We start from the raw sequence: 25844 nt of genomic DNA, 5'->3' as shown, positions 1-25844 counted from the left end.
ACTACAGGATAAACAGTTATCAAGGTGATTGTCAGGCCGTAAATAGTATATCAAATATTTTGTTGTATGTGACAAATCGAAATCGATCTTTCCGGAGGCTTGTACTGAACCAACCACTCAGTAGATCACCACAAGACCTTAGATATGATCATACCATCTCATAATAAAGATGTTCGAATTAGAGAGTGACCCCGGTGAACATGATCAGTTCAAGCCCTGCCCCAAATGTGGAAAAGATCAAATATACCGAACAAGAGATAGCATATTCGACTTTTCAAACGGGCGCTTTTTCACTCCTTTCGACTATTACTGTGATAATTGTGGGTATGAAGGTTCAAAAGATGAGATCACCAAATCCTTCTCTCAACTTGTAGAAGATGTCAATTCAAGTAATGAGACTGACTTAGGTGTGATAAATGAGTCTGATCTAAGACAAGAAGTTGAAGATAGACAAGCAGAAGGTTGGAAGGTCAGGGAGATAGATCAAGAAAATTGCCGAGTAGTGATGGAAAATTCTAAAGGAGGGTCAATAGGTGGTCATGCATTAACTGGCCTGGTGACTGGATTATGGACGTTTGGTGCTGGTAACATAGCCTATGAGAAGTTGTCCAAGAAGAAGAACAAAGAGAGAATCGCGCTAAGCTCAAATGAAGCACTTGCGGAGGATGCTGAGGAACTGGAACAAATAGTGGATGTTTCTGAGAAGCTTCGAAATCTTAAGGATTTGTATGAGGAAGGAGTTATAACTGATGATGAATACAAGAATAAAAAAGCTGAATTGCTGGAGAGGATATAATCTAGGATAGGACTGTGAGGAATCCCTTCTCTGTATGCAGCACGATACGTAAAACCTATAACTTCCTGAGGATTTCAACAGAGCCGCTGAAGTCCGTTTCTGAATACGAGGCTGGTGACTGGCGAACAATCGCTGGAGAGCTTCAAGGTTCAGTGTACAAGATCGGTATTGATGATGTGTTGGATGCGATCGCACTATCGCTCACTGCGTGTGCACCTCACGATGAGTTCCAGCGGTTGCCATCGGATCCACCGGAAGATACGCGTGGGTTACCGATGCAAATGGTGTACCGAAGCGAAACGCAGTTACGTTGAGAACCTGGCCCATAGCTCTGCGTGAGACACTACGCGACTGACCCGAAATCAGCGATCCATCTCAGGGGGTTTACTCATGTCGCTGTTAGCGGTCTCGATAGTCTCCTCAATGCTCTGCATCACCTGAGCCACGACCGGTGTCCGATCGGTCGTGGACACGTTCTTGCTCTGTTGATCGTAGTCGACGATCTCGTGCTCTGCAAGCACCGGGAGATGCGTGTGATGGAGTCCGATCTTGGCTTTGCGTTGGGCCGACTGACCGACTACAGCGGAGTCCACACCAGCTTCGATCGCTGCGACTTGACGAGCGAGGTCGCGTGCGTGAACGGTCACTTCGTCGTTTGATTCCTCTCGTTGGATCTCCGAGAGGACGTCGAGGACGATGCGACGGCGTTCGGATTTGAGGACCTCTAAGAGATCGTTGATCTCGTTACTCATGACTGTCCTCCGGTGACCAAGTGTCGATAGTCGATTGTGGGCTCGTTCTTGCGGATGGTTCGAGTTGCCGCACACTGCGGTGGGCGGTTTGTCCCTCTTCGTTGAAGCCAAGAGGTTGGTCGTTGCCTGTCGGTCGGACAGAGTTATCACTCTTGACCTGCGTAGGTTTGATTGCTGTCATGGTTGGCAGCGCGGCGTTCCGGCGTTGCATCGCCGGACCCGTTTTGGGTGACCGCGCTATCTCGGGATGGGAGAGTTATCATAAAAAGCGCTTGTATTTCTGAATACTAACTATACGGCCATGGAATTTATTCACCGAGCAATTAAATGTATGGCTGCGACCTAGGATAGGGCAACCAGCGCTCATTAACACTATATCAACCCCGATCCACCTCCCCGAAATCAACCGTGTCTATAGAGGTATAAGGAGCCAACTAGGGTGCTGTGCTCATATCGCTGAGTCTCCTCTGAAGTATTTTGTTATTCAAAGAAAGAGCCATAGTCAATTAATATTATTATCTTTGTATGTCTATAGATCGCCTCCGTTCGATCGTCCCGATGTTCGGCGGCGGAACGAACTACGTCAACACCCTCAACGCGATTCTTCACTACGTCGACGAACAACACCCAACGACAGATGAGCTCGTCGGGTGGCATCGTGGTTCGTTTGCAAACGTGTCGAGTCGAGAGTCTCCCGGGCCGGACGTGTTCGTCGTTTACAACTGGTACTGGTCTTCGAAAGCCTAGTGGTCTCTGTAGGACGAATTATACAATTAGAGTTCGTGGATTTGGTTTCGTTGTTGTAAGTAGTATGGGTGTGGTTGGAGTGATCCGTCTGTGGGTACGTGCAAGTACGCTCCGTCGTATTGTCGCAACTCGTCGTAACCGTGGAGTTTGGGATGTTCTCGGACACGGATTTCGTAATCTGTATCGATTTCGAACCAACCGTTGATGAAGGACCAATGATGATGTGAGCAGAGTCCGAGTCCGTTCTGGAGTAAGTTTGGCCCGTCGTGGTCCGTTGGCAGGATATGAACGGCTTGCAAATCTGTACTGCCGGTTGGAGATTCGAACAAGTCACCGCAAATTGCACACCCTCTGTAAACCTCGTTAATCCCCTCTTTGAAAGCAGTATTACGCGTTTCTCGGTTTACTTCATCAAGGTCTATGTCTGCCTCGGAGAGGGGGATATCTTTTGGGGTTATCTGGAACAAGAGGTTGAGAACGTCTTCGACTGACGAAGTATCCTCGATATCACCATTGGGTTGGGAAGGAGCTGACGATGAATCATGGTTGCGTATGTATGACTCGAAGTTCCCGTACTTGTTCAAAAGCGGATTCAAGGATTCGTTGTCGAGTCGTTGTATTGATTCCCCAGTGAGGTTAGTCTCGATTTCCTCGGTGAGATCCTCTTCAGGGATGCTGGTTTCTTGTACGTCCTTCCCGAGTACCAGGTACGGCCATGGCTTGTCAATTCCTCCGCTCCGGACCCCGTTTTCATATTCGACCCACAGTTCCGTCATGACATCCGTGTTTTCGAGCGTTTCGAGAACCGGGACGTAGTGGGTGAACACACTTGGCCGGGTACTGAATAATAGTCCGTCCGCTTCTGTGAGTTTTTGCCATAGCCGTTCATTGTCTCTCGAAAATCCCCAGACTGGGTGAGAACCCGCATGATTCAGTTCTGCTACCGGAAGTTGATCTATATCAACTAATGTGGATACAGAACTATCGAAACAGTATTTCAGTTTGTCTTCTTCGTGAACTCGTATCACGACCAGGTTTTCGAACGTAGATTGCGGGATCAATCCTTCTTCTAGTAGTTCGTCGACGATTTCCCTCCCGGTTTCTTTCCACGATGGCTGGTGGTTTTTAATTTCCATTTTGATGCCGTGGGCATCCCGATATTCCAATACGTGGGGGTTGTGTTGGAAGAACCGGCGGATAACCAACTCGGGTGCGTGTTCATCATGCATGTAATAGATCGAGTCTGCTGGTTGTGTGGAGCCGGAATTGATGGTGAACTTCCATACCCCGCGCTGTCGATCTTTAGTACTCCGGCCTTGCGGTAGTTCTGAGGACGGCGTAGGACCATTGTTCCGGAGTTTCTTGATGTTTTCGGATCCTCTCTTTTCTTCAGGAGTTTCGACCGAGCTGAATCGATACTGCTTCTCATCAGGCTCTATCCCAGCTGCCTTGAGTGCATGAATGAAAGACTCGAACTGTTCGTCGTAGAGCGTGTATGGATACTTACCGTGCTCATCGACATCGGTACGACGCGGTGGCCGGTTCGTTACCCCGCCAACCTTCTTGAGTTCCTCTATGAGCGTTTCTCGGTCAACATCTGGGTCAACTCCGTGTGTCGGTTGGATGCCCGCTGCTTGTAATGCATCGTGCCAACTACCGAACTTCTCTTTGTAGTAGTGAGGCGAATAAGGACCCTCGTTTCTCATTCCGCGAACAGTCGGTACGCCGTCTACTTCCTTGTTGAAGGATTGGAGTCCTTCAATGAGACGGTTTTTCGAGGGGATCGTGTCCATTACAATTGAGAACCCTGTCAGAACATAATAAAATTATTCAACGCCTCTTCTGGTCTCTGTGTACTCCATGATCGGATTTCAACAGGCCCTGACACGGTCTCGGTTGTTGGACATGGCGCATGTGTTATCGTGGAGTGACTACCCGGAGTACCGGGCGGATTTGACGAACGTACTCCCGCTGACTAAGACGCATCATGCTGCATTCGACCGTGGGCTGTACACGATCGGGATTACCGGTTGCAGGTGAATCCGTCGTTTGAGACGCAAAGCAAGTTGCTGCAGGAACGGTTATTGAGCAAGATGGTGAATGAATCGCGCTTCCAGATGCGATCCTGAACGCGGAGTATTTTGAGCACAGTGAGTTCCTGCGGTGACCTTTACAACTTGTGGCCACTCTATCGTCAGCCTCGAGAGACCTGTTGATGCATGCCGTCTGAACGAATGGCAACCTACGTCTATTCACCAAAATAGAGGGTTGTTTCGGATAGAAGATGTGCTGCCGGTTTTTTCCATACCTCACTTATCACCTGGTAAAATGAAGAGCTGATAGAAACGATTCAGTTCATCAGCTATTTTGCCAACTGCGTCTTGTTGGTTGAGTGTATCGAGCTCGAATTCCCCGGTCAGATCAAACGATCTGCTTACCAACGTTCTTGACAGTGAATTCGACCGTGAACGTCTGATTGATGCGAGGCGGTGGGGTAGAATGAATCTCATAGATGGTGTTGTGGCTAGCGGCATCGTTTCCGCGGTGATGATTAGAGAGTGCAACAGCCGGACGAAGAGCGTGTCATAGAATCTAACTCATAGCTTGAGTTTCTCACGTCCTGGATCAACTCCTCGCTCGTAGTTGGTGATTGCAATGAGGATCCGGAGACACAGAGCAACGAACACTTACGTCTCGCAGGGTTGCGATTGTGTTAGACACACTTTCCGCACCTTACTGCTTCGTACGTGACGCTTTCTATGACACGCTCTTCGGTATCGTTTACTTCGGGCATGCAGCGGTTCTCGATAGGTGATCGCGTCCGGATTGATATTCCTGATGAGACCGATTCGGATCACGAACAGTATCACGGTACACACGGTCAGATTGTTGCAGTACTGGCTGATGATGCTGGGTCGGTCACTGCCGAGATGCGGGATTCTCATTTGTATCGAGTCGCCCTTGATCCCGGTGGGGAAGCTGATTTCCGCTGGCGAGATTTACGGCCGCCGATTAAGGACACGTCTTGGTCGTGAGGAGGGATGTCTGGATCTCTCGGCGAGGCTGAACTCAAACTTTGTATCCCACCAGCACAGGAAAACTACCAGCAGAGGGGTGTAATCCTCGGGTCTCCAAAGATCATTTTCCGGTATAGGGCACTGACCTGACCGGCAGTTACATACTATCACCGTGTAACAATATAGTAACATGCCGTTCCGGGCTTTGCGAAATGGGAAGACCGTGGTCCCTGCCATGGTCCCGAACCAGGTCCCGGTCCGGTGCCCAGAGTGCGGTGGCACTCTGTATGCCCGCGGTGGCACAAAACGGGCCCGTCACTTCTATCACTTCAATGAGACCGCTGGTAACTCGTGTTCAGCTACGTCCACCGGCGAATCAGCGACTCATGCCCGGTGCGTTGCACTCGCTGTCGCAACACTTCAAGAAACATTCGCCGGCCAAGCTGACCGGTGCGCTGCAGAGGTCGATATCGATGTCTCTGACAGCGGTAGCGGAAACCGTACTCGCCGGGCAGACGCACTGGTTGAATTCTCAAGAGAGAACCCGTTCTTCGGGAATGGTCTCGCCGTCGAGGTCCAGCATCAGCACCATGACAAGGACGTCCGGACCACGACACACGATTATCTCTCACTTGGATATTCTGTTGTTTGGCTCTCCTCTGCGGATTTTGGAGAACACGAACTTGACTACACAGTTATCAGTAATGCCTTCGCCGCACGGGATGGATCTGGATACAGCGTCCGTAACAACGCTGCTAGACATTTTTTGAACTGTGAAAGCTACAATCATACCGAGGAACACAGCTGGGGAACCGTCCCAGGATACGTCCTAACCTGTGAGGAAGACTATGAGATCTGTACGAGTCGGCCCTGTACCCTTCGACGGCGTTACGATGAGGAAGCTGACGAATACATCTACGACTCGGATGAGATCACGACTCCTGACCTTCCACTCAAAGTGTTAAGGGACACGCTTATTACCCGATCTCTACGCGGCTATTTTGAAGAATCGCTGAAGCAACGGTACGTGGATGGGGTTCTGGAGAAGGCACTTGCGGACCGGCCTGAAGTCGCTTCCTGTCTAGGGCCGAAAGGATTCCACGAATGGCAGTCATCGGAATCTGTCTATGACGGTTATACTCGGGTCGAACTGCATGGTTGTCAGCACTGCCCCGTCCATCTGCTCACAGACTTCCGCGGATATGGACGGACCGACCTCTTCTTCAGTGAACACCCAGATCCTGACTGGGACCTTCTAACACTGGAAGCAGACCCGAGACAGTGCGAGCATCGAAGCCATACAAAAGGATCCTGGTACGAATTTTGCCCTGACTGCGGCGTCACAAACCCCCAGTAAAAACCGAATCAAGGCAGCGCGAAAGGACTACCCACCTTCTCCTTTTTGAAATCGCTCAGTGGTCGTTACGGTGTAACTCGATAATATGGTCGGTTTCTGGCGTGAACCATTAGCAAATCGGACGGCTTACCTTCATAGGGCTTTGGTGAATCGCCATACTGCGTCGAGATAGAGTGTCTAGCTGTCTCTCTGAGATCGGTCAACTGGTTGGTCACCACAAGATACCTTGAGACGCGATCTCGATTGTTCCAGCGTGATGCCTCGAGTGATGAGGTTTTCCCCGGTAAATCACCGCCGCCTAGTGATTCACCAGAGCCGTTCACTCCAAAGCAACGCTTGTGGAGACTGCGACCGCTGTGGACACTCGTTGTGTGCCTGCAAGTCGTGTCATTGAAACAGGAAGCCCCTGCCTCAAGGAAGCCGCGCCAGCGGCTGAGTAGGCAGGGGTAGTTCACAATCATTCTTCCCACTGTGGTCTCGGAGAACCTGGTAATTCATCTGTTCGTTCTACCAACTCATCTTCGGTTAGCCACGGGTAGCACCGATCCTGTAACTCGAACAGTCTGAAATCGTTCAACTGAACCCAACTGTAGGTGGGAACCGCTAATTCATGATCGGCAAGCCACTCTGTGAGGTCCTCGACAGTCACATCGATCCCAGCCGCAGAGGCTCGGTCGACAAGTTTCGATAGCTCGGACTGTGTCGTCTCCTCGTCAGCACCAGTTGCGGCCTCGATTTGAGCCGCTGCAGCGAGGACATTTTCCCTGTCTCGAAGATTTGGTTCTGTGTCCCACCGGTAGCCTCGCGGCAGAACATACGCCTTCCTGAAATATTCTGTCTCCGAAAGTTTGCCCAGTTCGTTAATCTCGCCGCCTGCATCCTGCTCGATAACGGTCGTGATGTAGTCGGCGAGTGCCGCTGTCAGATGAAACTTCACGCGAAACTCGGGAAGTCGTGAGACATCGATATCGTCCAGATCACCGATCAGGAATGCATAGGTCCCGTAGCGGCGATTGAGTCGATCACTTACCGACCGAACCCGGCGGATATAGGGGGACCGATAACTTCCCAAGACGAGATATGCCGTCTGGTCCCGCTCGTAGATGGCAGGGAGTTCGTCCTGCGCCCACGAGAGAATATCCATCGCTTCTGCCGGTGTGACATCAACATTGCGCAGAGCGCGACGGACAGCACCCATGATTTGTCCGGCGTTCGGCGGTACAGATGGAGTCGTCATATTTCGCACAATAACTGGTACAGTGATACGTCTTCTGATTGACTTAGTCATTCTGGCGATCTACTCACTTAGTTGTCCCAAATCGTTAAATGCAGAGCTATGCTACAGTCCACTATGAGCCATACGGCGGACGATGTCTTCGACGATCCTTTCGCCGAGCAACGCGAAATGCGGGAGCTACTCTCCCAAGAGACCCGCCATCTGATCGTCCAGTGTCTGCTGGGCCATCCTCACCATCTTGCGTCGCTTGCCGAACTCACCTACATGATCCAGAAAAATGAGGGAGCGATTCTCGATCAACTCGAGACGCTTCAAGAGGCCGGTCTCTTGGACGTCTACGTCCACGAGCCGAACATATCCACACGTGATCTGCCGTCTCGGTTTTGGGGACCGACCGAACGTGGTGTCGAAGTACTGTACGAACATAACTTCCTTCGTGGTGTTCCGGTTGCCCGAGCAGTCTACGAAGAGACGAGCAAATCAGAGAAGGTTCGCCGGCACGAAACGGCTCCACGACCATCGCTTCCTGATGCCGTCCAAGAGGCGCTCCAATTCGAGGAACCAGCGCCTGAAGAGCTAGAGTAGGGCCCAAATCCATCAATAGAGGGTGTCTCGCCGCTCCCGCCTTACCAACCGATTCGAACGGAAGTGGTCCAATTCCTTGGTAAGAGCGTGTCATAGGATCGATCACAGGCCTATTGGACTCCGTAGTGATTGCTCAGTACAGGGGAAAGAATGAACGCACTGTAGTCTGATCTATCCGGGATCTGCTAAGAGCGGCGTGCAAGATACAGAGGATAGATACAGCAGAGTAAAAGAGGTGTCTGCGTCGCTGGTTAGTTCTCTTGTCGGTCGGGGACGCCGTAGTTGATGTGGACTTCTGGTGTGCTGGACGATTCCGGTGCAGAGACGGCGTTCCAGTCGGTCACGTGCACGTTCGCCATCTGACCGGAGAACCGGAACCGCATCACGCCGGTATCCACTGCACCTTCGGCGGCGTGGTCTGTGACGACCGTGGCTTCCTCAAGTGGGTCAGTACCCACCAGTTCGATGTTGCCGTCAACGGTAATTTCGTAGTTCGATGGCACGTTTCTACCGACGATGGTAACGAGATGTGGCAAGCTCTCGTCATTCTCGGTGGACATACATCGATAAATCTATTCTGCCTCTATAAGCCTTCTTTTTAACAAAAGAGTAGGTATAGGAGAACGTACAGCCCGGCCGAATACGATTGTATTTCAGAAATCAGTGTATTGGTTCTCCCACTCTCGTCGCTCTTGGATTTTCTCTCTCCCTGCGTCAGTGATCGCATAGTAGTTTGTCCGGCGATCGAGCTGCCCCTTTTCAGTGAGTTCCTTGTTGACCAGCGTATCGAGGTTCGGATACAAGCGGCCATGATTGATCTCGCTCTCATAGTACCTCTCGACATTGTCCTTGACATCTTGACCGGACGGTTGATCGGCACCTGCGATCACGTACAACAGGTCGCGTTGGAAACCAGTGAGGTCGTTCATCCTGCAAGAGTCTTCAACGATGCTGTATTTGGCTTCTTTTCCGAATTAGGTCATATGTAGCTACTGTGTGAAAATCAGCGTTCGAAAACGGTCTTATTCTGGTGAAAATAATGTAGAAATCCCCTTGCTTTCGATCTCGAACTACCGATACGGACAGGGGACGACATTACCGGAGTGGCTCCCCAACTATATTCTAAGTACCGTTTATTCCAGGATGCCAACATTGTTCAAGCGATCCTCGACCATGACGAACGTCTCGAGACACTGGCGTAGCTCTCTTCCGATAGTGAATAATCCCTGTCGTTCACGGCACAGAGAATGTTACCCGGAGTGAACTAATTGTAAGTACAAGGAATTCAAACAATTCGTTGAAGAATACGATCGACTCAGACGAGCAGACACCGCGGGTGTCTGGAGGGACAACCATGCCTGAATGTCAAACCTGTAGATCACACGTCACGGCGCGGTTTGAGCGAGTTTTCGGCGATAACGACGGCGTCGTACACGGATGCCGGGAGTGTATGGGCACGACAGAACTAGTAAACGGTGAGGCACTCGAGGACCATGACCGACGAACCGTCTAGCGGTTCGACCCGCGGTCATCCCGAGGATGAACGAGTTCGTGACGACGATTCCACGACAGTACGTGAGTTTCTCGAGGAGGTGGGTGTCGACCCGACCGACCTCGAGAGTGTTGCAGAGCTTCAGGACGTCGTCGATCTGGACCTCTCTACCGAGGGTGAGACAGTTGATCCCGACGATGTCGACCTGGAGGATGTCCTCGATGCCCCTGTCACCGTTGAAGAGAACCAGACACCAGCGGGGGTCGTTCGCCAATCGACACAGGACTACCCACCAGATTGGGACCGCCGTCGACGGCGAGTGTACGCCCGTGATGACCATCAGTGTCAAAACTGCCGTCGCCGAGGCGGCCCGTATGGTGACGTCGAATTACACGCCCACCACATCGTTCCGAAGTCACGCGGTGGGGTTCACCGACTCGAGAACCTCGTCACGGTGTGTAAACCATGTCACGACGCCGTTCACTCGAGGAACGCGGTCGCACCGACGGCGATTACGGACGCCGAAGCCGAACCTTCGACACTCACGGAAGTGCTTGCCGGGATCAAGTCTGCGAAAACGGCCTTCCGACGATGGAAGCGGATGTACCGGAAGTTCTCGAGACTTGGCCCATGACTGACGATATCTCTCTTCGGCCTTGGTAGAGAACCCAGAGAACTCGACTTCCCGTCATAGCTTCACCTTGTGGCCAGAAGGACTTACACGAGAGTTAGTCCCGGAGATTGGTCAAATGCGACGTGTTTTTGAACTATCGGTCGCGTTGCGAGGTGCGCTAGCTTTTCCGGTTCGTCACCTGAGTACGCTTCTTGCGTTTCGACCTTTGATTTAAGCGTTTCAGTATGTTCCCACCCTAACAGGATCAGCGCGTCCTCGTTGTCTCAATGCCAGACCATCACGGTGATATCGTCGTCAGGGTCGTTATCCAGCAGGTTCGCCGGGCGAAACGCAGAGACGTCCCGCGACATCTTCACGTCCACATCGTACCCGAACACCCGAAATCGCGCCCGGAGAGACTCTCAGGATTACACCGCCGAATAGCGTCTTCGTTCTGCCACTCCCACATCTCGACCGGAAGGTACTCTCAGACAGATTATCGAAGCCAGTTCCACAAACAGGTTGTTCCAAACTGTTTGCTTGACGGTGCTACTCGTCGATGTCGAAGTGTTGGTGGAGGTGTTCGATAGTGTACTGGTTGCGGAGTTTGGTGACGGTGTTTTGGTTGGCGTACATGCCGGATTCCCAGTACGCGTCTGTGGCGGATCGCGTGTCGATCCAGTCGATGCCGACGAGGTATTCTCGGAGTGAGTTGTCGTCTTTGTTCTCGTCCATGTGCGGAGCGTCGAGGTCCGTTTTGAGGATGTTGATGGGGCCGTTGTCAGTACCGATTTGGAAGTCGGTGACTGCGGTTTTCTCTTGCGTGATGGTTCCGACGCCGACGTAGCCTTCGCCGGGGATGTGGACGAAGACACGGTCATCAATGGAGAGTTGGTCGAGGGTTCGACTGTACCATTCGCCTTGTCCGGCGGAGATGAATCCGTATTCTTGCGCGTCGGTCCAAGAACGGTGTTCGCCCTCGCCGAAGGAGACGTAGTAGTCTTGTCCGTTCCATGCTTCACGTTTCGTAGGTGGTTCGGGGGTGTCGTGTGGGTCGATGAGCCAACTGCGCCCGATGTATTCGCGGCCATCGTCTTCGTAGTAATTGAATCGGACAGCGTTTACTGGGACACCGTATTCTTCAGCGAGGTACTCGATGATTCGCTCCGTGCCGGCGTCGAGTTCGGAGGCGACGATCGTCAGAGTGTGTGCTTGATTAACGTCTTCCGGGATTCCGGATTCACCGTCTGGTCGTCGTGACCCGAGTTTGTCGCTGAACGCTTCTTCGAGTTCTCGATCAGCGTCAAAGTCACTGTAAATCTCGGTGAGATCATCGTAGGTGAGGGTTCGGACCCAAGAGGCGTAGTCGAGTGCTTGCGCGATGACGTCTCGTGGTGTGCGGTCACGTTTGAGTTCGATGATGTGCAGATCACCATCTGCGTCCATTCCAAGGAGGTCCACGCGTTTTCCACTCGCAGTGCGAACTTGTTGTCCGATGATCAGTAAGTTCCGGCCGAGTAGATTTGGATCTGTCTTTAGGAGTTTCTCAAGTCGTGCTTCCTCGTCGAGCTTCCCGCTCGGGATGCGAGTGAACTTGTCATCGTCGATACGCCATAACCCGAACTCAATCGGCATACGTGTACCACGGATAAGTCACACTTAGTGATTCACGTCTATTCGAGTCATTCTACGGTGAGCGGTGCACGTGAAGTTGATGGCTCAGGAGATCTGGAGGTTTCGAACCAATGCGAGTACTCATTCTCGACAGGTGCGTCGTCGATACTAACGGTTTGAATTTGTGGTGTTAGAGTTGGGTGAGCCGGGATTCGATTACGTCACGGAACGCGTCCATCTGAGTCGTTCCCCAGTCGATCAGTTCATTCTGTTCTTGTGGAGTTAGTTCTTCAACGGGGGCGAGGGTTGATCGTGGAACTTTGATTCGGCATGCCCGCCCGTCGGGAAGCGGTTCCCAGACGACGTCGGTTTCGAGATTCGATTCAATGGTCGTCCGGTCCTCTTTGAGCGTTTCGAAGATCGTTTCGTTCTGTTCGGCATCGCCAGCATCGATGTATAATTCGACGGAGAATTCCGTCTCACCGTGAAACACCCATCCGAACGAGATGCCACTGATTCCCGCGCCGAACGTCAAGTACGACCGTGGTTGCGGGGTTAACCGATTCCAACTTGGACGGTGATCTGCATAGGCCTCAACGAGAGCGGCGAAAAAGTCCCGGTATCCTTGTTCCCGATCGGAAAGTGGATCACGGAGTTCTCGTTCCCAGTCGTTCGGCTCAACGACGACTGTGAACTCGAACCCGAGAGTAGCGTCGTCGGTACCGACGCTGACGATGCGGGGTCGGACACCGAAGAACCGAGCCCCAGCCGAGTCACGGGTGTTCAACCAGTCGAGAACGGATCGATGTTCGTCTCGGAATCCTTCAGCAACCCACACGACGAATCCCGCGTCAATACCGGCGGCATACGTCAGTAACTTCCCGAGGTGGTCGTGGTCAGTTGGTCCGAACTGGTTTTCGATCACGACCGGATCGCTCGTTGTGGGTTCTGTCCCGACAAGATCAGCGGTGTAGTTTCCAACTGCCGTTTCTCTATTGACGTCCTCGATTTCGATGCCGATCAGCGACGCGAGTTGATCCACGTTTTTGAGGAGCCATGGTGTGAAATCCTGTTCTTCGTGGTCCCACACCTCACGTAACGGGACTTCATCAATTTGCTGGAGGTCACTGGTATCCATAGTGACTGTTTCGCGGAAATCGGTATAGGGATACTGGTGTTTATTCCTATTAACCTCTCGATAGACTCGTTACGAATATCTACGCCCCCATTTCTATCGCAAATACTGATTTTCACTTTCACTTTGGTTGTCTGATGTTTAATAGGTGTCCGGACACATGTAGCCATAGATGCTCAGTCACGTGATTTGGTAATAGCCTTGACTGAATACTGACTGACTTGGATTCATCCACAATGTTAACATTTGGACACATAGCGGATACACACCTCGGCCATCGACAGTATGGACTGAACCAACGTGAGGACGACATGGTGTCATCTACAGGCACCGCTTTTCGAGAAATGGTTGAGGAGCGCGAGATGGACGCGATCCTGTTACCAGGGGATCTATTCCACTCTCGGGACCTTCGACCAAAAGTTTTCCATCAGACCGAGCAAGAACTTGACCAGATATCGGACGATGTTCCAGTTCTGGTTTCGCGTGGGAACCACGACGAGAATTTGACGCCGCGTAACGTAACGTGGCTGAATTATCTACACCAGCGTGGTCAGGTTGTCTTTCTGAAAGCCGATCTGGACGCAGATCCGGATACGGCTCGATTCAAACCGTACGAACCCGATGATCCGGGTGAGTACGCGGGGTTCTACGATATCGAGGCAGAAGGGTTTGATGGGCCTGTTCGTGTGTTCGGGTTGCAGTGGCGTGGGGCGAAAGCCGGGAAGGCACTCCAGAAAGTGGCGAACGGGATCCAAGCAACGAACGAAAAGTATGGTGAACCGGCGTTCACAGTGTTGCTTGCGCACTTCGGGATGGAAGACGAGGTGCCGACGTTGGGTGGAACGGTGACGCACGCGGAGCTGCGAGATGTGAAGGAGGTCGTGGATTACCTCGCACTCGGGCATATTCACAAGCGATACGACGCCGGTGACTGGATCTACAACCCCGGTTCACCGGAGGCACACAGTACGCGTGAAGGACGGAATGACTGGGAACACGGATACTATTCAGCGAGTCTGAGTCCCAACGCGTCCGAAGACGACAATCTAGTTGACTTCGAAGTGGTGCACCACGAGTCGAAGCGCCGGCCGTACTACCGTATTGAGTTCGATGTGACGCCGTATGAGTCACCAGGCGAATTAGAGTCGGTGTTCCAGGAGCACGTACAAAGCGAACAGTCAGCGGTCAAGGAGTTCTGTAAGCAGTCGAAGTATACAGCACATGGTGAACCACGAGATCCGATTCTTGATCTGCGGTTCACGGGGACGCTGCAGTTTAGTCGCGGGGACTTCCGAACAGATGAGCTGGCGGCATACGCGGAAGAGACGTGTGATGCGTTGTACGTTCAGGTGAACACGGGGATTCGGACTGCGAACGTGCAGCAACTCATTTCGGAGATTGATGAGGGAGAAGTGTTCAAAGACGGGCAGTTGAACACGGCTGCGTTGGAGGATAGCGTGTTTGAGACGATTGCACAGGAGTCCATGTATGCTGAGAACGCGTCGGATGTGGCTGACGTGCTGGGGGACGCACATCAGATGGCACAAGCAGAGGAAGCGGTCGAGGACATTCAAGATTCGGTGAGTTCGGCGCGCCGGAATTTGTTCCCGGAGTTAGCCGACGATGTAGTCCTCGATATTGATGAGGATCCGTTCGCGGATGGTGGCGCTGCGGGAACTGAGTCAGGAACTGCAGGAGAGGAGTCACCTGCTGAGGCTGATGAGGCAACAGGGGTGGTGAACGAATGAGAATCACGGAAGTCGCGTTAGAAGACATCAAGTCGTACAAAGGCCGGACAGAGGTACCGATCGAGGGCGGTGTAACGGCGATTCTCGGTGAGAATGGGGCAGGGAAATCGACGATTCAGGAAGCGATCGGGTTTGCGTTGTTTGATTCGCTGCCATTCAACAACAAGGACTTCGTTCGAGAAGGCGCGAGTTCGGGGACTGTCGAGGTCACGTTCGACACGCCGACGGAAAACGGGACAGAGCGGTTCCGAGTAACGAGGTCAGTTGGCCGGTCGAACTACGGGGTGCATCGCTACGACACTGAAAGTGATGAGTGGGTAGACCTTGACATCGATTCGAAAAGCCAGTTGATGGACTGGGTGTGCGCTCGGTTCAGCATTGAGGACGGGGATGAGTTGCAGAGTCTGTGGGAATCATGCATCGGGGTACCGCAGACGCGGTTTCTGTCTGACTTTTCGCAGACGGCCCGGAATCGAAAATCGACGTTTGACGCGTTGCTGAATCTCGATGCGTACGAAGAATCGTGGAAGCAACTCAAAGACATCCCGGACGCGATTGAGAACCAACAGCAAGACTTTCGCAGCGCCATCAATACGCTCACTGGTGAGGTGCAGAGCCTGCCAGAGGAGAGAGCAGAAGCGGAATCGTTGACTGAAGAAGTCGATAACATTGAGGCGCGTATCGAGCGGAAGGAGAGTGAGTTGTCAGAGAAGGAAGCGGAGTACGAGGAGTTAGAGGCTGTACAGGAAGAGATTGAATCTCTTGAAAACGAGGTTGAGTCTCTGGATCGGGAAATCGAGGCGACAGAAGACCAGCTGGAAAATGCTGAGGAGGAACTTGAAGCTGCCGAGAAAGCCCAAGAGAAGTGCGAGGCTAATCGTGACGGGTATCAGCAGTATCAGGATGCGAATGAGCGACTGAACGAGTTAGAAGAGGATGAGAAAGAGCGGGACGCACTTGAGGAGCAACGTGACGAGCAGAGAGAGGAGATTCAATCGATCGAGTTCAAAGTTGACCAGCTTGAGGAGCAGTTGGAGACGCTGAAGGAAGCAAAAGAGACGCTGGAATCACTTGAAACTGAGAAGGAACGGTATGAGGAACTGGATGACCGGATTGAGTCATTGAAAGATCGTGAAGACGACGTCGAAGAATTCCAGCAGGAGATCGAGGGTCTCACTGTGGATATCGAGGAGACGGAAGAGGAGATTGAATCGTTAGAAGAAACGATTTCTGAAATCGAAGAGGAGTGGGAGGAGACGACTGATCCGGACGAGATCGGGGAGGAGATTAACGAGAAAGAGGTACGTCGGAAGCAACTGAAGAGCGAGCAGGACCGACTCGAAGAGCAATTAGAGCGCTTGCGTGATACGGATGCTGATGCGCCGTGCCCGACGTGTACTCAGCCGTTAACCGAGGAACACCGGTCGAAGACGATCGAGCAGCGAGAAGGGCGAATTGAGGAGATTGAAGCGGAGCGCGCTGATCTTACTGAAGAGCTCGGGGAGTTACGTGAGCGTCAGGAAGCGGCGAATGAAGTCAAACAGCGCGCTGATAAGCTCCCTGTTCACCGGGATAGGGTCGAGTCATTAGAAGATGACCTCGCCAGTCTCCGCGAGGAGAAAGAGGAGACTGAGAAGAAGTTATCAGAGTTAGAAGATGATTTGGAGGAACTCCCGGCCCTCGAAGCCGAGCGAGATGACCTGAAAGAGGCGTATGACGAGTATCGGAAGGCAGAGTTCCGGGTGGGCGAGCATGCGGATGCGCCGGAAGAGTTGGAAGAAAAGCGCGCTGAGTTAGAAGAACAACAGTCGGCGCTTGAAGAGATTGAGGATGAGTTAGCTGAATTTGAAGGGTTGGATGAGGAGATCGACGACATAAAGGAAACGATGGAGAAGACGGAGTCGGCGTATCAGACGTATCTGCAGCACGAGCAGCAGGCATCGCAGGTTACGGAGCGTCGGGAGAGAGTCGACGAGTTAGAAGACGATCTTGAGGAACTCGAAACCGACTTCGAAGAGATAGAAGCAGAACTGGAGGAGACACGAACGTCGTTTGATGAAGAACGCTTTGAGGAACTTGATGCAGAGATCGATGATCTCAATGGCGAGATCCAACGTGCCAAAGGAACACTTGAGGAAAAGGAGGAGAATTTGGAGCGAGTACGCGAAGAGATTGAGCAGTTAGAAGCGAAGTTGGAGGAGCGCCAAGAGAAGCTTCAGCAGTTGAAGGAACTGAAGGCAGATCAGCAGTTCGCCACGTGGGTGCGTGAGAACGTGCGGGAAGCCGGGCCGAAGATGCGTGAGATCATCACGGACCGGATCGGGACGCGAGCAAACGAGTTGTTCCGGACGATCCGTGGCGCATCCGCGGAGACACTGGAGTGGACGAGCGATTACGAGATCGTCGTGCACGATGCAGATGTGCGGAAGTCGTTCTCGACGCTGAGTGGTGGTGAGAAGATGGCGGCTGCGCTTGCAGTGCGACTCGCCATCCTTGAACAGTTGGCGTCGGTCGGTGTGGCGTTCCTCGACGAGCCGACGGCAAATCTGGACCGAGAGAAGAAGCGGAACTTGGTTACGCAATTGAAGCAGTTGGAAAGCTTCGAGCAGCTCACGGTCATTAGTCACGATCAGACGTTCGATTCGATGACGGATTACACAGTCACCGTGGAGAAGGACCAGCAGTCATCAGAGGTGACCGTGAATTAATGACGATAGACAAACACGGGGTTGCTGCCGAGTTGGAGTCCAGCGTTGAGACGATCGAAGCGTATCTGCACGATGGTACAGGGATCGTCGAACGGTATCAGGATGTGTTCCAGCGGCTTCCTGATGAGTGGACAAGCGAGGAGATACGTGACAAGTTGCAGCGAGCATCATATCCCGGAGCGTACCCGACCGACGAGTTCAATTCCGCGAGTAGTCTTGTTTCCCCACATTCCGAAAGTGATGGGTGGGAAAATCACGAGGAGATTAACGAGTGGGCGCGCGATATTCTCAGTGATGTGCCAGTGTTGGCTGTTGACGGGTCGCAACTCCCGCCGACTACGGAGTTCAACGTACCGTTGGCGTACGTACAGGCAGCTTGGGCGGTCAATTACCATCACACCGACGGGCGACTCGACCGAGGTGTCGACGGGCAGCTGTTGACGCCCAACGAGATCACACAGGAATCGGAGGATGGGGATTACCGGTTCGTTGATTCGCAACTCGTCGGTCACCACCGATTCGAATACGAGGGATCACTGCTCGTCGAACAACTCGTGGACCTGGCAGCTGCTCGTGATGCCGGTGACATCGAGCACACGCCGGTCGTGTTCTATGACGGACCGCTGATCGCATCGTTTGCGAATCCGTTGAAGCCGGAGACACGCGAGCGATACATCTCGACGTTGAGCCGGGTGATCGCAGCGAGTCACCACCATGAGATACCGTTGGTCGGGTACGTCGCGGGCTCGAGCGCGACTGAACTGGTGAAGATGACGCGACTCCTGTTGCAAGATAAGTTCGAGACTGACCGTGTCATTCCGGACGCGCATGCCTTGACCGAGTTGATGAGTCCATGGGGCGATACGACGATCCCATTCATCTCGAAGCGCGACGGGAGCATCGACGCGTTACAGACGACATACGAAGGCAAACGGTACGAGTTCCAAGATGATATCCTATTTTCGTACCTGAACGTCCCACCTGGTGCTGGGCTCGATCGGATCGAGTTCCCTGGATGGCTGTGCCGCCGCGACGGGCCTGAGGGGTACGATTCGATGTACGAGTATACTGTCGAGATCGTACGGGCTGAGGCTGGTGTCGGGCGTGGATACCCCGAAATCTTACAGCAAGCCGATAGTGACGCTGTACTTGACCACCAAGACCGGCAACAGTTCCATCGGATTGTCCAGCGGTGGGCTGACTCAAACGACGTCCCGCTTGAATGGAACGCCAAAGCACTCAGCAAGGAACTCCGCCGCCGATGACTATGATCGTGCATCACATTGGCTTGGTAGCCCACATTGAGCAAGCAACACGCAATAACACCTCTCGAAAACCATGACGAACGCATCAACACCTAATGATTCACCGGACATCGATTCGTGTGTCCGGATTGGGAGTATCGTATCCTCGAACAGCCACCTCGATTACGTCGCGGAGGTGTACAAGGAGCGGGACTGCGACCGACCGCCGGAACTGCACGAACGCGAGTTTGGGCAACCGGTCTTCATGAAGAAGACTGTGGACGGGACTGAACACGCGATTGTCGGCGTGATTTACGACACGCAGTTAGTAGATCCAGATCAGGGGCGAACTGGGCCACGATTAGCTCAAGATGATCAGGCACAGTTCACTCCAGGATACCTTGAGGAGCGAACGACGCTCGTCGGGATTGCGTTGCTCGGCACTGCGGTCATCACTGACGACCGGGCGATTACGGATCCAAGTCACCAAATGCCGCGATGGACGCTGGAAGTCGACGACACGGTGTACCACTGTCCGAGGGACTTCGTTGAAGCGTTCCACCGCGTCGACGGGCAAATACAGTTGGCGTATATGGATCGACTCGTAGATATTGCAGGTGATTTCGGGTCAGAAGTAGTCGTGACGATCATCGACGGATTGCGTAGAATGCTTCCGGAGGACGATTCGAGTCAGCGCGTATTAGACGTGGTTGAGCAGAACGTGAAATGGCAGGCGCGCCAGCAGCGAGGGGTAGTCTAATGGCGGCCCGCTCGAACGTCATCGGGACGGTCGCCGGCCCTGGGGACGGACCAAACGAATTTGTCTTCGTTGCACCAGCGGAGAGGACGATCAAGACAGGTGAGTTCATCACGTACTCGGTCTCGGTCGAGAACGAAACCCGATCGGTGTTTGCTCGCGTGACGAACCGTGAGTTAATCAGGGGCCTTCCGGAGGGTTTCCTCGCTGATCCAGGAGTTGCGCCAGACACGGTCGCGGCGACACTCGGTGTCCCGAACGACGACACGGAATTGTACCGTTTGACAGCGACGGTTATCGGGTACTACGATACGAATATGACGACGTTCGCCAACCCGCGGCAACTTCCTGATCCGGGAACGCCACTGTCTATCGCACCGGACCCTCAGCTCGAAACGGTGCTGCCAAACCTCGGTTGTGAAACCGACCGCGCCAACGTGGCTGAGTTGGGAGGCGTCGCACACATTGGCTGGTTACTAAATCGAGCGGAGGAAGCAACAAACATCCATGTTCCTATTGAGGAATTCGTCTCGACACACTTGGCGATTCTCGCAGAGACTGGCAGCGGGAAATCATACACCGCATCCGTCCTGATTGAGGAAATGATGCGGCCCAGTTCCCGCGCATCATTACTGGTGTTTGACCCACACGGCGAATATGATACGCTGAGCGAAATGCAGGGTCACGAGGCGTTCCAGGGAGAAGACGGGTACCAGCCGGACGTCGTGTACTACGATCCGGATCGGCTCCGTGTTCGAATTTCCGAGTTGAAGATCGGGGATGTCATGGCGATCTTGGATAATCCGAGCAACAGGATGCAAGAACGGCTCTCGACAGCGTGGCGTTCGATACAGAACCAAGAGAGTCGTACCTGGGGAGTCGATGATCTCATCCACGAGATGGAGCAAATTTTCGGTTCGGATGACGCCAGTGTCGGAGCGTTAGAGTGGCGGCTTCGACGGTCGATCCAACGGAACGACTTGTTCCACCCTGAAGAGAACGTTCCCCTGGACGAAATCGTAGACCCTGGTCAGTGTACGGTCCTTCAGATGGACACGCTGGACAAACGGGATCAGCAACTCATCACAACGGTTCTCGTGCGGCGACTGTACCGACAGCGCCTCAACGACGTGCGAGGACGTGACTCTGAAGTCGATCATCCGGTCTTCGCGCTGTTTGAGGAAGGCCATCGGTTCGCCCCTGCGTCCGGCGATGCCCCATCGCTTGGGATCATGCGGACGATCGCGTCCGAAGGGCGTAAGTTCGGGTTCGGACTCGGAATCATCAGTCAACGGCCGTCAAAGATTGACCCGGACGTACTGTCGCAGTGCGGGACACAGATCTCAATGAAGATTCGGAATCCGAATGACCAAGACGCGATCAAGAAGTCTGTCGAGGCCGCTGGTGAGGATGTCACCCGTGAACTACCTGGATTGACGCCTGGGCAAGCAATTGTCTCCGGCGACGCCATGAACACACCGGCACTCGTTCAAGTCCGGCGTCGATGCACAGAGCACGGTGCCGAGAGTCGTCCAATAATTGATGACTGGCGTGAAGCTTATGAGCAGCGACAGCGCGAACCCTCACGGTCTGAAGAAGCTGACTTCGGTGGAGGTGATTCGACTGGTGTTCAGAGCCTTGATTAACCGCGTTCGGCCCTAATAATAGGCGATTCCGACGAACTCACGACACTCTACAGGCGGAACGGTCCGAATGCCTTGGGGCGTAATCCTGAGGCGGTTCACTTAGTGAAACGCTGGGTAATCCGTTGGAACGGTGTTTGCTGAACCCAGGGTTCACCTCCCAGCCAGGTTTCGAATGCTACTGGTTCACGAATGATTACGTCAAGGCCACGCCGGTCAGGCCGACAGTACAGCGGAATTGCTCTGATGTACTCAGTGTAGTCGAAGCGCATTTCCTTATCAAAACGGATTTGAAGTCCTTCATCGACAGTCGAAACAGTTACTCGGTCAGAGGTGAGCAATTCTTCCCACCGATCACGACCCACGTCATGCACTGTCTCTGCAGGGACGTCGGGGAAATACTCAGGAAGTGGGCGTCCAGCGTATGCATAGAGCTCCTGCATGACGTCCCTGATCTCGACAATTGGTGGTGCGTGCGTTCCTGACGGCTGCAGGCTCAGGTCAGTACGGAGGTATTGGTACGCAAACCAGGAGAACAGCGGATTATCAGTCGCAATAAGACGGTTGACCTTTGCCTGTCCCTCCTGATCAGACGGATCGAAGTGGACATCGAAGTGAAGGAGACGCATCCGTTCGCGTTCGGGACCTTCTGGCCGCTTGTCGTTCGAGATGAAGCAGAATCGTGGGAAGTGCATATCGGGCTCCCAATGGTCGGTCCAATAGTTCCGGAGGAGGGTGAGTGAGTTCACTCGATCGGCTTTGATATCGTCGACGATGAGTGGGAAACACGTATCGGCTGCTCGTAGCAGACGCAATTTCCGTACGGTGATGTCATCAGCGTCGATAGGGCGATCAACGCGCCCACGGGAAAGTAATGACAGCGCGAATCGGGCGAATGTCCCTTTGCCGGAAGATGGGTCGCCATGAATGTACAGCATTGGTAAGGTCTTGTCCAGTTCCTCAAGCCCAGCAGATCGATAGAACTCAGCATGGCGCGTGGCGAAGGGAGCCCAAAACATCCAGAGCAACGCTTCAAAAAGCGTTGCTCGGAGGGGATCTGCGTTGTTCGTTCGTCCGTACTCGGCAACGAGGTCAAAGTACGATTCTAAGTGAGCCAACGCAGCATCGACTGCTGCGGGGTCGTCAGGAAGCGGTTCGGAGAGGTCGTAGACACGGCCATCAGCGTGGAACCGGAGTTCAGGGTGACCATCAACATCACGATACCGCATTGGAGGAACGCCAAACCGTCGTGTAGAGACGTCTTGGAAGACACCTGGCGTGAGCGTGAGCGTGTTTTTCGTAACGCTCCCACCAGCGGCGGTGAACTGTTTTGTAATTTCGTCTCGGGCCGTCTGGTCAAGATGAGCGAGTGAGAGCGAGACACGGTGGTCTGGAAGCCCGTCAATAGGTACAGTATCTGATATCGGTTCATCATCCTGACTCACAGCGGGACCTTCATCGAGAGAGACTGCAATCGAATCAGCGTCGACTGTTTCATCGATATGGTCGGTTACCTCGGCAAGGAATTCTGCTTCAGGTGTCTGCTCAGTCGTTCCGACGTCAAGCCACGTTTCGATGACCGCTCGACGCTCCTCAACATCCGTCTCGTCGATAGCAGCAGTTAAATCTTCCATGAACGGTTCGGCATATGCTCTCTGGATGCTGTCGAAATAGGCTGTCAGGTCTTTATCGATACGTGACTTAGCCGACGTTTCGAGAACTGTCGTGCTATTGTGCTGACGACTCCACCCGTTCTTCGAAAAATTAACTGAACCGATGAGCCAGGTGACTTCGTTATCAGGGAACGAAAGTCGGTAGAGCTTATCGTGGACGTTCCGGTTCGGGCACTCGAAAATCGTGACTTGTCCGTCTCGACGGAACTGCTCGAGGCGATCGGCCAGTTCAACACTGTCTTTGAGTTGCTTACGATACGTCGTCGCATCTCCGATGACTATTTCGAGCTTTGCGTTCGGTGCGATGTCGTCGATTGTCTCGATGAGATACTGTGGTGTCGTACAGAATGAGATAATGCGAAGTGCAGTGACGTCAGTGAAGAGTTGCTTAAACGTGCGGTAGCTCTTCAGTTCAACAAGTTGGTGAGTGTCTTCTGTAGAGAGATTTTGAAGGTCGATTGCCATACGTTAACATGAGTCCCGAGCAGAGATAGCTTAGTAGGACTCAAGACAAAAATCCTACCGGAAACCAGTAAATAGGGGTCTGTACGAGGCAGAATAGGAACCTCGAATCTGTGCACTACTGCTGATAGTGAGAGCGACGAGTCCTGTCCCGATTGTGAAGAGAAGGTGAACGCAAAATGCCCAGAAGCGGTCAGTCTCCACGCCATTCGCCATGGGAGCATCATCCATTTTCTCTCCGAAGATATCCTAGTAGATATCGTGAGCGATCGCATGAACGTGAGCCGCCGCATCCTCGGTGAACATTACGTTACACGGAAGTACATCAGAAACTGCAATCAATTGTCGACGAACAGTCGGAAGTCCTCAACAGCGTTCGGTCGTTCCTCCGGAATATTTCAGAGTAGAGCGGCTGATACCGGAACCTCGTGGTTCCGATTGAGTGCTGCCGTCCCGAGAAGGAACGCTGTCATCGATTCAACCTTGCGGTGTGCTCGGATCCCAACTTTTTAGACACTATTTCGAAACTATGCACCATGACTTCTGGGCTGGATCCAACGGAAGAATACGACGGATCAATCCGAGTTCGGCTTTTAGATGATGAATCTGGAACGGAGGTACTCAGTTGTAGCTCATACGAGGGTGCGATTGACATCGTCAAAGAGAACCAATACTCGGTGACGGTAGCAAAAATCGTGGATCGAGACGATAACGTCGTTTTCACGTCTGCCGATATGAATATCGACGACTGGGAAAGTGTTTGGCGGCAGGAAAAACGCCGTCAGTCTGTTCACGTAGAGGAATACGACTGTCCGTACGACAGTGTCTCGTGCTTTGCTGATGATCTCTGTGTCCAATGCAAGATCGATAAAGTCCAAAATCAGTACTGAACAGTACCGCCCACCTCAGCCGAACAATTGCCATCCGACTCTTTCTGAAATTCTATAGGCGGGTCGAGGCGAGTGCCTCGGGGTCAAGCCCTGAGGCAATTCACAATACCTGTGTGTATAGCGGAGGAAACTGAGTATCACGGAGCCCTTGATACATACCTGGATGTCTAACGAGGAGGTGAGTTCGTTGGCTCTGCTGGGACCGTCATCAAGGAGGATCTGCAGTTGGCTTGAAGCGAGAATTTTGATCGGTGCCGTTGTCGGTGCAATCGCATGCGCGCGATTTGGAGTCGAGGCACTTCCTGAAGGTGGCTAACCGCGATTGGTGAAGAAGACGAACTTCAGCAGTTAACGACTGAGTTGATTGAATTGCAATCGAACTAGTTACAACAGACGTGTAACTCGGCGACCTTTCCTCTCTGAGAATGGTCGGTGATCGTCTTCGGTCTGTCTCGAGTGTCTACTTGTTCACACTCCATGGGGCGTCCCCCTTTTGCAAGTCATTAAGTGAGGGAGACTACCAACCTGTTACATGAGGTACGACAAATCGGCGACAGGATGCCAGTTAACCCTCCAACTCGAGGAAGTAGCGGTACCCACTGACGAGGCAGATCATGAGCAGTTCCTTGACGATCTCGAAACCGCTCTTGAGGCTGTGCTCACTGAACACGGTTTGGATGCGGATCATCTCCGAGCGATCGGCGGCCACAGCTACTCAGCAATCGATGATCGGTGTCCGGTGTGCAGCAGTGAGTTGAAGCTTATCGAGCCGGCACTTGATCCGTACAATGGAGCGCACGCGCGAGCGAGTTGCGAATGTGGATGGTCTGGGGAAGCCGTCTATCGTTTGATCGATCTTCACGAACCCACATCGGGTAGTGACGAGCGCAGTGTGGTAGACAACGCTGAGTCAGGGACTGAGGTTTTCGATGAGAACAGTAGCGTCTCGCTGTACGATCTCGAGCCGAAGTACTACCCTTACTGACGACTGGCGGGAAATGCCACGAGTCAGCAACATACGAACACAACCGGAGCTCCAAAGAAGTCAAAGCTACGCATGACAGGGAATAAACAGTCGCAGCAGTTGCGGTGATCTCTGCTCGAGCGTCCTTCCTAGTGGCCCTGGTTTCTCAGACGGAGAGGGCTGTGAGTTGGTAAATCTCGGTTATTGTTGATGATTTCAAGGATTCCATTGTTTTTGCTCTCGATCGATGTGCTGGCGCGCGCGTTCCCATACATCAGCATGGGTTTTGCGCTATTCGTTCACCGGAAAATTTCAATGATATCTGAAAAACTCGGGGATGGCTCTGCTACTAGGTGCTGTTTTGAGTTCTCGGTTAGAGACACCACTAGTTTATTCCACCCCACTATTTT

The 25844-nt window shown here is 52.9% G+C and carries 23 protein-coding genes and 1 pseudogene; 15 read left to right on the top strand and 9 right to left on the bottom strand.

Translation table 11 applies throughout. From position 1 onward, the window contains the following. Nucleotides 1-169: 169 nt before the first annotated feature. A complete protein-coding gene (locus ACYQ14_RS16325; protein ID WP_459889410.1) occupies nucleotides 170-796 on the top strand; it encodes a DUF8108 domain-containing protein in 627 nt (208 codons plus the stop codon). Nucleotides 797-1158: 362 nt separating this feature from the next. Here the strand turns inward: ACYQ14_RS16325 and ACYQ14_RS16320 are convergent, their stop codons facing one another. Further along, on the bottom strand, nucleotides 1159-1548 hold the full coding sequence (locus ACYQ14_RS16320; RefSeq protein ID WP_459889409.1) for a DUF7344 domain-containing protein: 390 nt from the start codon (nucleotides 1546-1548) through the stop codon (nucleotides 1159-1161). A 525-nt stretch (nucleotides 1549-2073) separates the two neighbouring features. Between ACYQ14_RS16320 and ACYQ14_RS16315 the strand changes: the two genes are divergently transcribed. Continuing rightward, nucleotides 2074-2295 (top strand): hypothetical protein, encoded by a 222-nt coding sequence (locus ACYQ14_RS16315; protein ID WP_459889408.1) that lies wholly within the window; start codon nucleotides 2074-2076, stop codon nucleotides 2293-2295. A gap of 26 nt (nucleotides 2296-2321) precedes the next feature. Here the strand turns inward: ACYQ14_RS16315 and ACYQ14_RS16310 are convergent, their stop codons facing one another. Then, nucleotides 2322-4088 (bottom strand): homing endonuclease associated repeat-containing protein, encoded by a 1767-nt coding sequence (locus ACYQ14_RS16310; protein WP_459889407.1) that lies wholly within the window; start codon nucleotides 4086-4088, stop codon nucleotides 2322-2324. Between the two features lie 67 nt (nucleotides 4089-4155). Between ACYQ14_RS16310 and ACYQ14_RS16305 the strand changes: the two genes are divergently transcribed. From ACYQ14_RS16305 to ACYQ14_RS16295, 3 genes are all read left to right on the top strand, one after another. Further along, nucleotides 4156-4335, top strand: coding sequence for an HNH endonuclease (locus tag ACYQ14_RS16305; protein ID WP_459889406.1), 180 nt, complete (start codon nucleotides 4156-4158; stop codon nucleotides 4333-4335). A 752-nt stretch (nucleotides 4336-5087) separates the two neighbouring features. Continuing rightward, a complete protein-coding gene (locus tag ACYQ14_RS16300) occupies nucleotides 5088-5330 on the top strand; it encodes a DUF8139 family protein (protein ID WP_459890098.1) in 243 nt (80 codons plus the stop codon). A 217-nt stretch (nucleotides 5331-5547) separates the two neighbouring features. Next, the gene (locus ACYQ14_RS16295) at nucleotides 5548-6669 is read left to right on the top strand and encodes a competence protein CoiA family protein (RefSeq protein ID WP_459889405.1); all 1122 of its coding nucleotides are present in this window, start codon (nucleotides 5548-5550) and stop codon (nucleotides 6667-6669) included. A 457-nt stretch (nucleotides 6670-7126) separates the two neighbouring features. On the opposite strand, the gene ACYQ14_RS16290 is transcribed toward ACYQ14_RS16295, so the two are convergent. Then, nucleotides 7127-7957 carry a DUF8170 family protein gene (locus tag ACYQ14_RS16290; protein ID WP_459889404.1) on the bottom strand — a complete coding sequence of 277 codons (831 nt, stop codon included), beginning with the start codon at nucleotides 7955-7957 and terminating at the stop codon, nucleotides 7127-7129. Between the two features lie 63 nt (nucleotides 7958-8020). On the opposite strand from ACYQ14_RS16290, the gene ACYQ14_RS16285 reads away from it, so the two are divergent. Further along, on the top strand, nucleotides 8021-8491 hold the full coding sequence (locus tag ACYQ14_RS16285) for an ArsR family transcriptional regulator (protein WP_459889403.1): 471 nt from the start codon (nucleotides 8021-8023) through the stop codon (nucleotides 8489-8491). A gap of 251 nt (nucleotides 8492-8742) precedes the next feature. Here ACYQ14_RS16285 and ACYQ14_RS16280 read toward each other — a convergent pair whose 3' ends face one another. Then, nucleotides 8743-9051, bottom strand: coding sequence for a hypothetical protein (locus ACYQ14_RS16280; RefSeq protein WP_459889402.1), 309 nt, complete (start codon nucleotides 9049-9051; stop codon nucleotides 8743-8745). A 93-nt stretch (nucleotides 9052-9144) separates the two neighbouring features. Then, the gene (locus ACYQ14_RS16275; protein WP_459889401.1) at nucleotides 9145-9420 is read right to left on the bottom strand and encodes a PadR family transcriptional regulator; all 276 of its coding nucleotides are present in this window, start codon (nucleotides 9418-9420) and stop codon (nucleotides 9145-9147) included. A gap of 425 nt (nucleotides 9421-9845) precedes the next feature. On the opposite strand from ACYQ14_RS16275, the gene ACYQ14_RS16270 reads away from it, so the two are divergent. Beyond that, on the top strand, nucleotides 9846-10004 hold the full coding sequence (locus ACYQ14_RS16270) for a DUF7563 family protein (RefSeq protein WP_459889400.1): 159 nt from the start codon (nucleotides 9846-9848) through the stop codon (nucleotides 10002-10004). After that, the gene (locus ACYQ14_RS16265; RefSeq protein ID WP_459889399.1) at nucleotides 9985-10617 is read left to right on the top strand and encodes an HNH endonuclease; all 633 of its coding nucleotides are present in this window, start codon (nucleotides 9985-9987) and stop codon (nucleotides 10615-10617) included. Before ACYQ14_RS16270 ends, ACYQ14_RS16265 begins: the two co-directional genes overlap by 20 nt. 134 nt (nucleotides 10618-10751) lie before the next feature. Here the strand turns inward: ACYQ14_RS16265 and ACYQ14_RS16260 are convergent. The 3 genes and pseudogenes from ACYQ14_RS16260 to ACYQ14_RS16250 all read right to left on the bottom strand — a co-directional run. Further along, nucleotides 10752-11083, bottom strand: a pseudogene (locus tag ACYQ14_RS16260) (DUF7961 domain-containing protein); the annotation flags it as partial. Between the two features lie 62 nt (nucleotides 11084-11145). Then, nucleotides 11146-12231 carry an endonuclease NucS domain-containing protein gene (locus ACYQ14_RS16255; protein WP_459889398.1) on the bottom strand — a complete coding sequence of 362 codons (1086 nt, stop codon included), beginning with the start codon at nucleotides 12229-12231 and terminating at the stop codon, nucleotides 11146-11148. 169 nt (nucleotides 12232-12400) lie between these two features. Then, nucleotides 12401-13348 carry a DUF4268 domain-containing protein gene (locus tag ACYQ14_RS16250; protein WP_459889397.1) on the bottom strand — a complete coding sequence of 316 codons (948 nt, stop codon included), beginning with the start codon at nucleotides 13346-13348 and terminating at the stop codon, nucleotides 12401-12403. A gap of 233 nt (nucleotides 13349-13581) precedes the next feature. On the opposite strand from ACYQ14_RS16250, the gene ACYQ14_RS16245 reads away from it, so the two are divergent. The 5 genes from ACYQ14_RS16245 (at nucleotide 13582) to ACYQ14_RS16225 (ending at nucleotide 21448) form a co-directional block, all read left to right on the top strand. Beyond that, entirely contained in the window at nucleotides 13582-15093 is a 1512-nt protein-coding gene (locus ACYQ14_RS16245) for a metallophosphoesterase family protein (RefSeq protein ID WP_459889396.1), read from the top strand. Next, nucleotides 15090-17801, top strand: a complete 2712-nt coding sequence (locus ACYQ14_RS16240) for an AAA family ATPase (RefSeq protein ID WP_459889395.1) — start codon at nucleotides 15090-15092, stop codon at nucleotides 17799-17801. The genes ACYQ14_RS16245 and ACYQ14_RS16240 overlap by 4 nt, the downstream gene beginning before the upstream one ends. Next, nucleotides 17801-19066: a DNA double-strand break repair nuclease NurA gene (locus ACYQ14_RS16235; RefSeq protein WP_459889394.1), complete on the top strand. Its 1266-nt coding sequence runs from the start codon at nucleotides 17801-17803 to the stop codon at nucleotides 19064-19066. Before ACYQ14_RS16240 ends, ACYQ14_RS16235 begins: the two co-directional genes overlap by 1 nt. A gap of 73 nt (nucleotides 19067-19139) precedes the next feature. Continuing rightward, entirely contained in the window at nucleotides 19140-19805 is a 666-nt protein-coding gene (locus ACYQ14_RS16230; protein WP_459889393.1) for a DUF8166 family protein, read from the top strand. Continuing rightward, nucleotides 19805-21448 (top strand): ATP-binding protein, encoded by a 1644-nt coding sequence (locus ACYQ14_RS16225; RefSeq protein WP_459889392.1) that lies wholly within the window; start codon nucleotides 19805-19807, stop codon nucleotides 21446-21448. The genes ACYQ14_RS16230 and ACYQ14_RS16225 overlap by 1 nt, the downstream gene beginning before the upstream one ends. A 95-nt stretch (nucleotides 21449-21543) precedes the next feature. Here the strand turns inward: ACYQ14_RS16225 and ACYQ14_RS16220 are convergent, their stop codons facing one another. Continuing rightward, entirely contained in the window at nucleotides 21544-23583 is a 2040-nt protein-coding gene (locus ACYQ14_RS16220; protein ID WP_459889391.1) for a phospholipase D family protein, read from the bottom strand. Between the two features lie 533 nt (nucleotides 23584-24116). On the opposite strand from ACYQ14_RS16220, the gene ACYQ14_RS16215 reads away from it, so the two are divergent. Together ACYQ14_RS16215 and ACYQ14_RS16210 are read left to right on the top strand one after the other, a co-directional pair. Continuing rightward, nucleotides 24117-24470, top strand: a complete 354-nt coding sequence (locus tag ACYQ14_RS16215) for a hypothetical protein (RefSeq protein ID WP_459889390.1) — start codon at nucleotides 24117-24119, stop codon at nucleotides 24468-24470. A 532-nt stretch (nucleotides 24471-25002) separates the two neighbouring features. Beyond that, nucleotides 25003-25455 (top strand): hypothetical protein, encoded by a 453-nt coding sequence (locus ACYQ14_RS16210; RefSeq protein ID WP_459889389.1) that lies wholly within the window; start codon nucleotides 25003-25005, stop codon nucleotides 25453-25455. Nucleotides 25456-25844 lie beyond the last annotated feature (389 nt).

It is taken from the genome of Halostagnicola bangensis, assembly GCF_054653435.1.
The sequence above is the reverse complement of the archived record's forward strand: the minus strand, read 5'-3'. Positions and strand labels throughout refer to the sequence as shown.

What these genes read in the sequence shown, in the direction of transcription:
- ACYQ14_RS16310 (WP_459889407.1), bottom strand. Translation starts at nt 4,088, where the DNA reads ATGGACACGATCCCCTCGAAAAACCGTCTCATTGAAGGACTCCAATCC.
- ACYQ14_RS16305 (WP_459889406.1), top strand. Translation starts at nt 4,156, where the DNA reads ATGATCGGATTTCAACAGGCCCTGACACGGTCTCGGTTGTTGGACATG.
- ACYQ14_RS16320 (WP_459889409.1), bottom strand. Translation starts at nt 1,548, where the DNA reads ATGAGTAACGAGATCAACGATCTCTTAGAGGTCCTCAAATCCGAACGC.
- ACYQ14_RS16215 (WP_459889390.1), top strand. Translation starts at nt 24,117, where the DNA reads ATGACTTCTGGGCTGGATCCAACGGAAGAATACGACGGATCAATCCGA.
- ACYQ14_RS16245 (WP_459889396.1), top strand. Translation starts at nt 13,582, where the DNA reads ATGTTAACATTTGGACACATAGCGGATACACACCTCGGCCATCGACAG.
- ACYQ14_RS16225 (WP_459889392.1), top strand. Translation starts at nt 19,805, where the DNA reads ATGGCGGCCCGCTCGAACGTCATCGGGACGGTCGCCGGCCCTGGGGAC.
- ACYQ14_RS16235 (WP_459889394.1), top strand. Translation starts at nt 17,801, where the DNA reads ATGACGATAGACAAACACGGGGTTGCTGCCGAGTTGGAGTCCAGCGTT.
- ACYQ14_RS16255 (WP_459889398.1), bottom strand. Translation starts at nt 12,231, where the DNA reads ATGCCGATTGAGTTCGGGTTATGGCGTATCGACGATGACAAGTTCACT.
- ACYQ14_RS16270 (WP_459889400.1), top strand. Translation starts at nt 9,846, where the DNA reads ATGCCTGAATGTCAAACCTGTAGATCACACGTCACGGCGCGGTTTGAG.
- ACYQ14_RS16250 (WP_459889397.1), bottom strand. Translation starts at nt 13,348, where the DNA reads ATGGATACCAGTGACCTCCAGCAAATTGATGAAGTCCCGTTACGTGAG.
- ACYQ14_RS16285 (WP_459889403.1), top strand. Translation starts at nt 8,021, where the DNA reads ATGAGCCATACGGCGGACGATGTCTTCGACGATCCTTTCGCCGAGCAA.
- ACYQ14_RS16300 (WP_459890098.1), top strand. Translation starts at nt 5,088, where the DNA reads ATGCAGCGGTTCTCGATAGGTGATCGCGTCCGGATTGATATTCCTGAT.
- ACYQ14_RS16325 (WP_459889410.1), top strand. Translation starts at nt 170, where the DNA reads ATGTTCGAATTAGAGAGTGACCCCGGTGAACATGATCAGTTCAAGCCC.
- ACYQ14_RS16315 (WP_459889408.1), top strand. Translation starts at nt 2,074, where the DNA reads ATGTCTATAGATCGCCTCCGTTCGATCGTCCCGATGTTCGGCGGCGGA.
- ACYQ14_RS16295 (WP_459889405.1), top strand. Translation starts at nt 5,548, where the DNA reads ATGGTCCCGAACCAGGTCCCGGTCCGGTGCCCAGAGTGCGGTGGCACT.
- ACYQ14_RS16240 (WP_459889395.1), top strand. Translation starts at nt 15,090, where the DNA reads ATGAGAATCACGGAAGTCGCGTTAGAAGACATCAAGTCGTACAAAGGC.
- ACYQ14_RS16230 (WP_459889393.1), top strand. Translation starts at nt 19,140, where the DNA reads ATGACGAACGCATCAACACCTAATGATTCACCGGACATCGATTCGTGT.
- ACYQ14_RS16210 (WP_459889389.1), top strand. Translation starts at nt 25,003, where the DNA reads ATGAGGTACGACAAATCGGCGACAGGATGCCAGTTAACCCTCCAACTC.
- ACYQ14_RS16220 (WP_459889391.1), bottom strand. Translation starts at nt 23,583, where the DNA reads ATGGCAATCGACCTTCAAAATCTCTCTACAGAAGACACTCACCAACTT.
- ACYQ14_RS16280 (WP_459889402.1), bottom strand. Translation starts at nt 9,051, where the DNA reads ATGTCCACCGAGAATGACGAGAGCTTGCCACATCTCGTTACCATCGTC.
- ACYQ14_RS16275 (WP_459889401.1), bottom strand. Translation starts at nt 9,420, where the DNA reads ATGAACGACCTCACTGGTTTCCAACGCGACCTGTTGTACGTGATCGCA.
- ACYQ14_RS16290 (WP_459889404.1), bottom strand. Translation starts at nt 7,957, where the DNA reads ATGACTAAGTCAATCAGAAGACGTATCACTGTACCAGTTATTGTGCGA.
- ACYQ14_RS16265 (WP_459889399.1), top strand. Translation starts at nt 9,985, where the DNA reads ATGACCGACGAACCGTCTAGCGGTTCGACCCGCGGTCATCCCGAGGAT.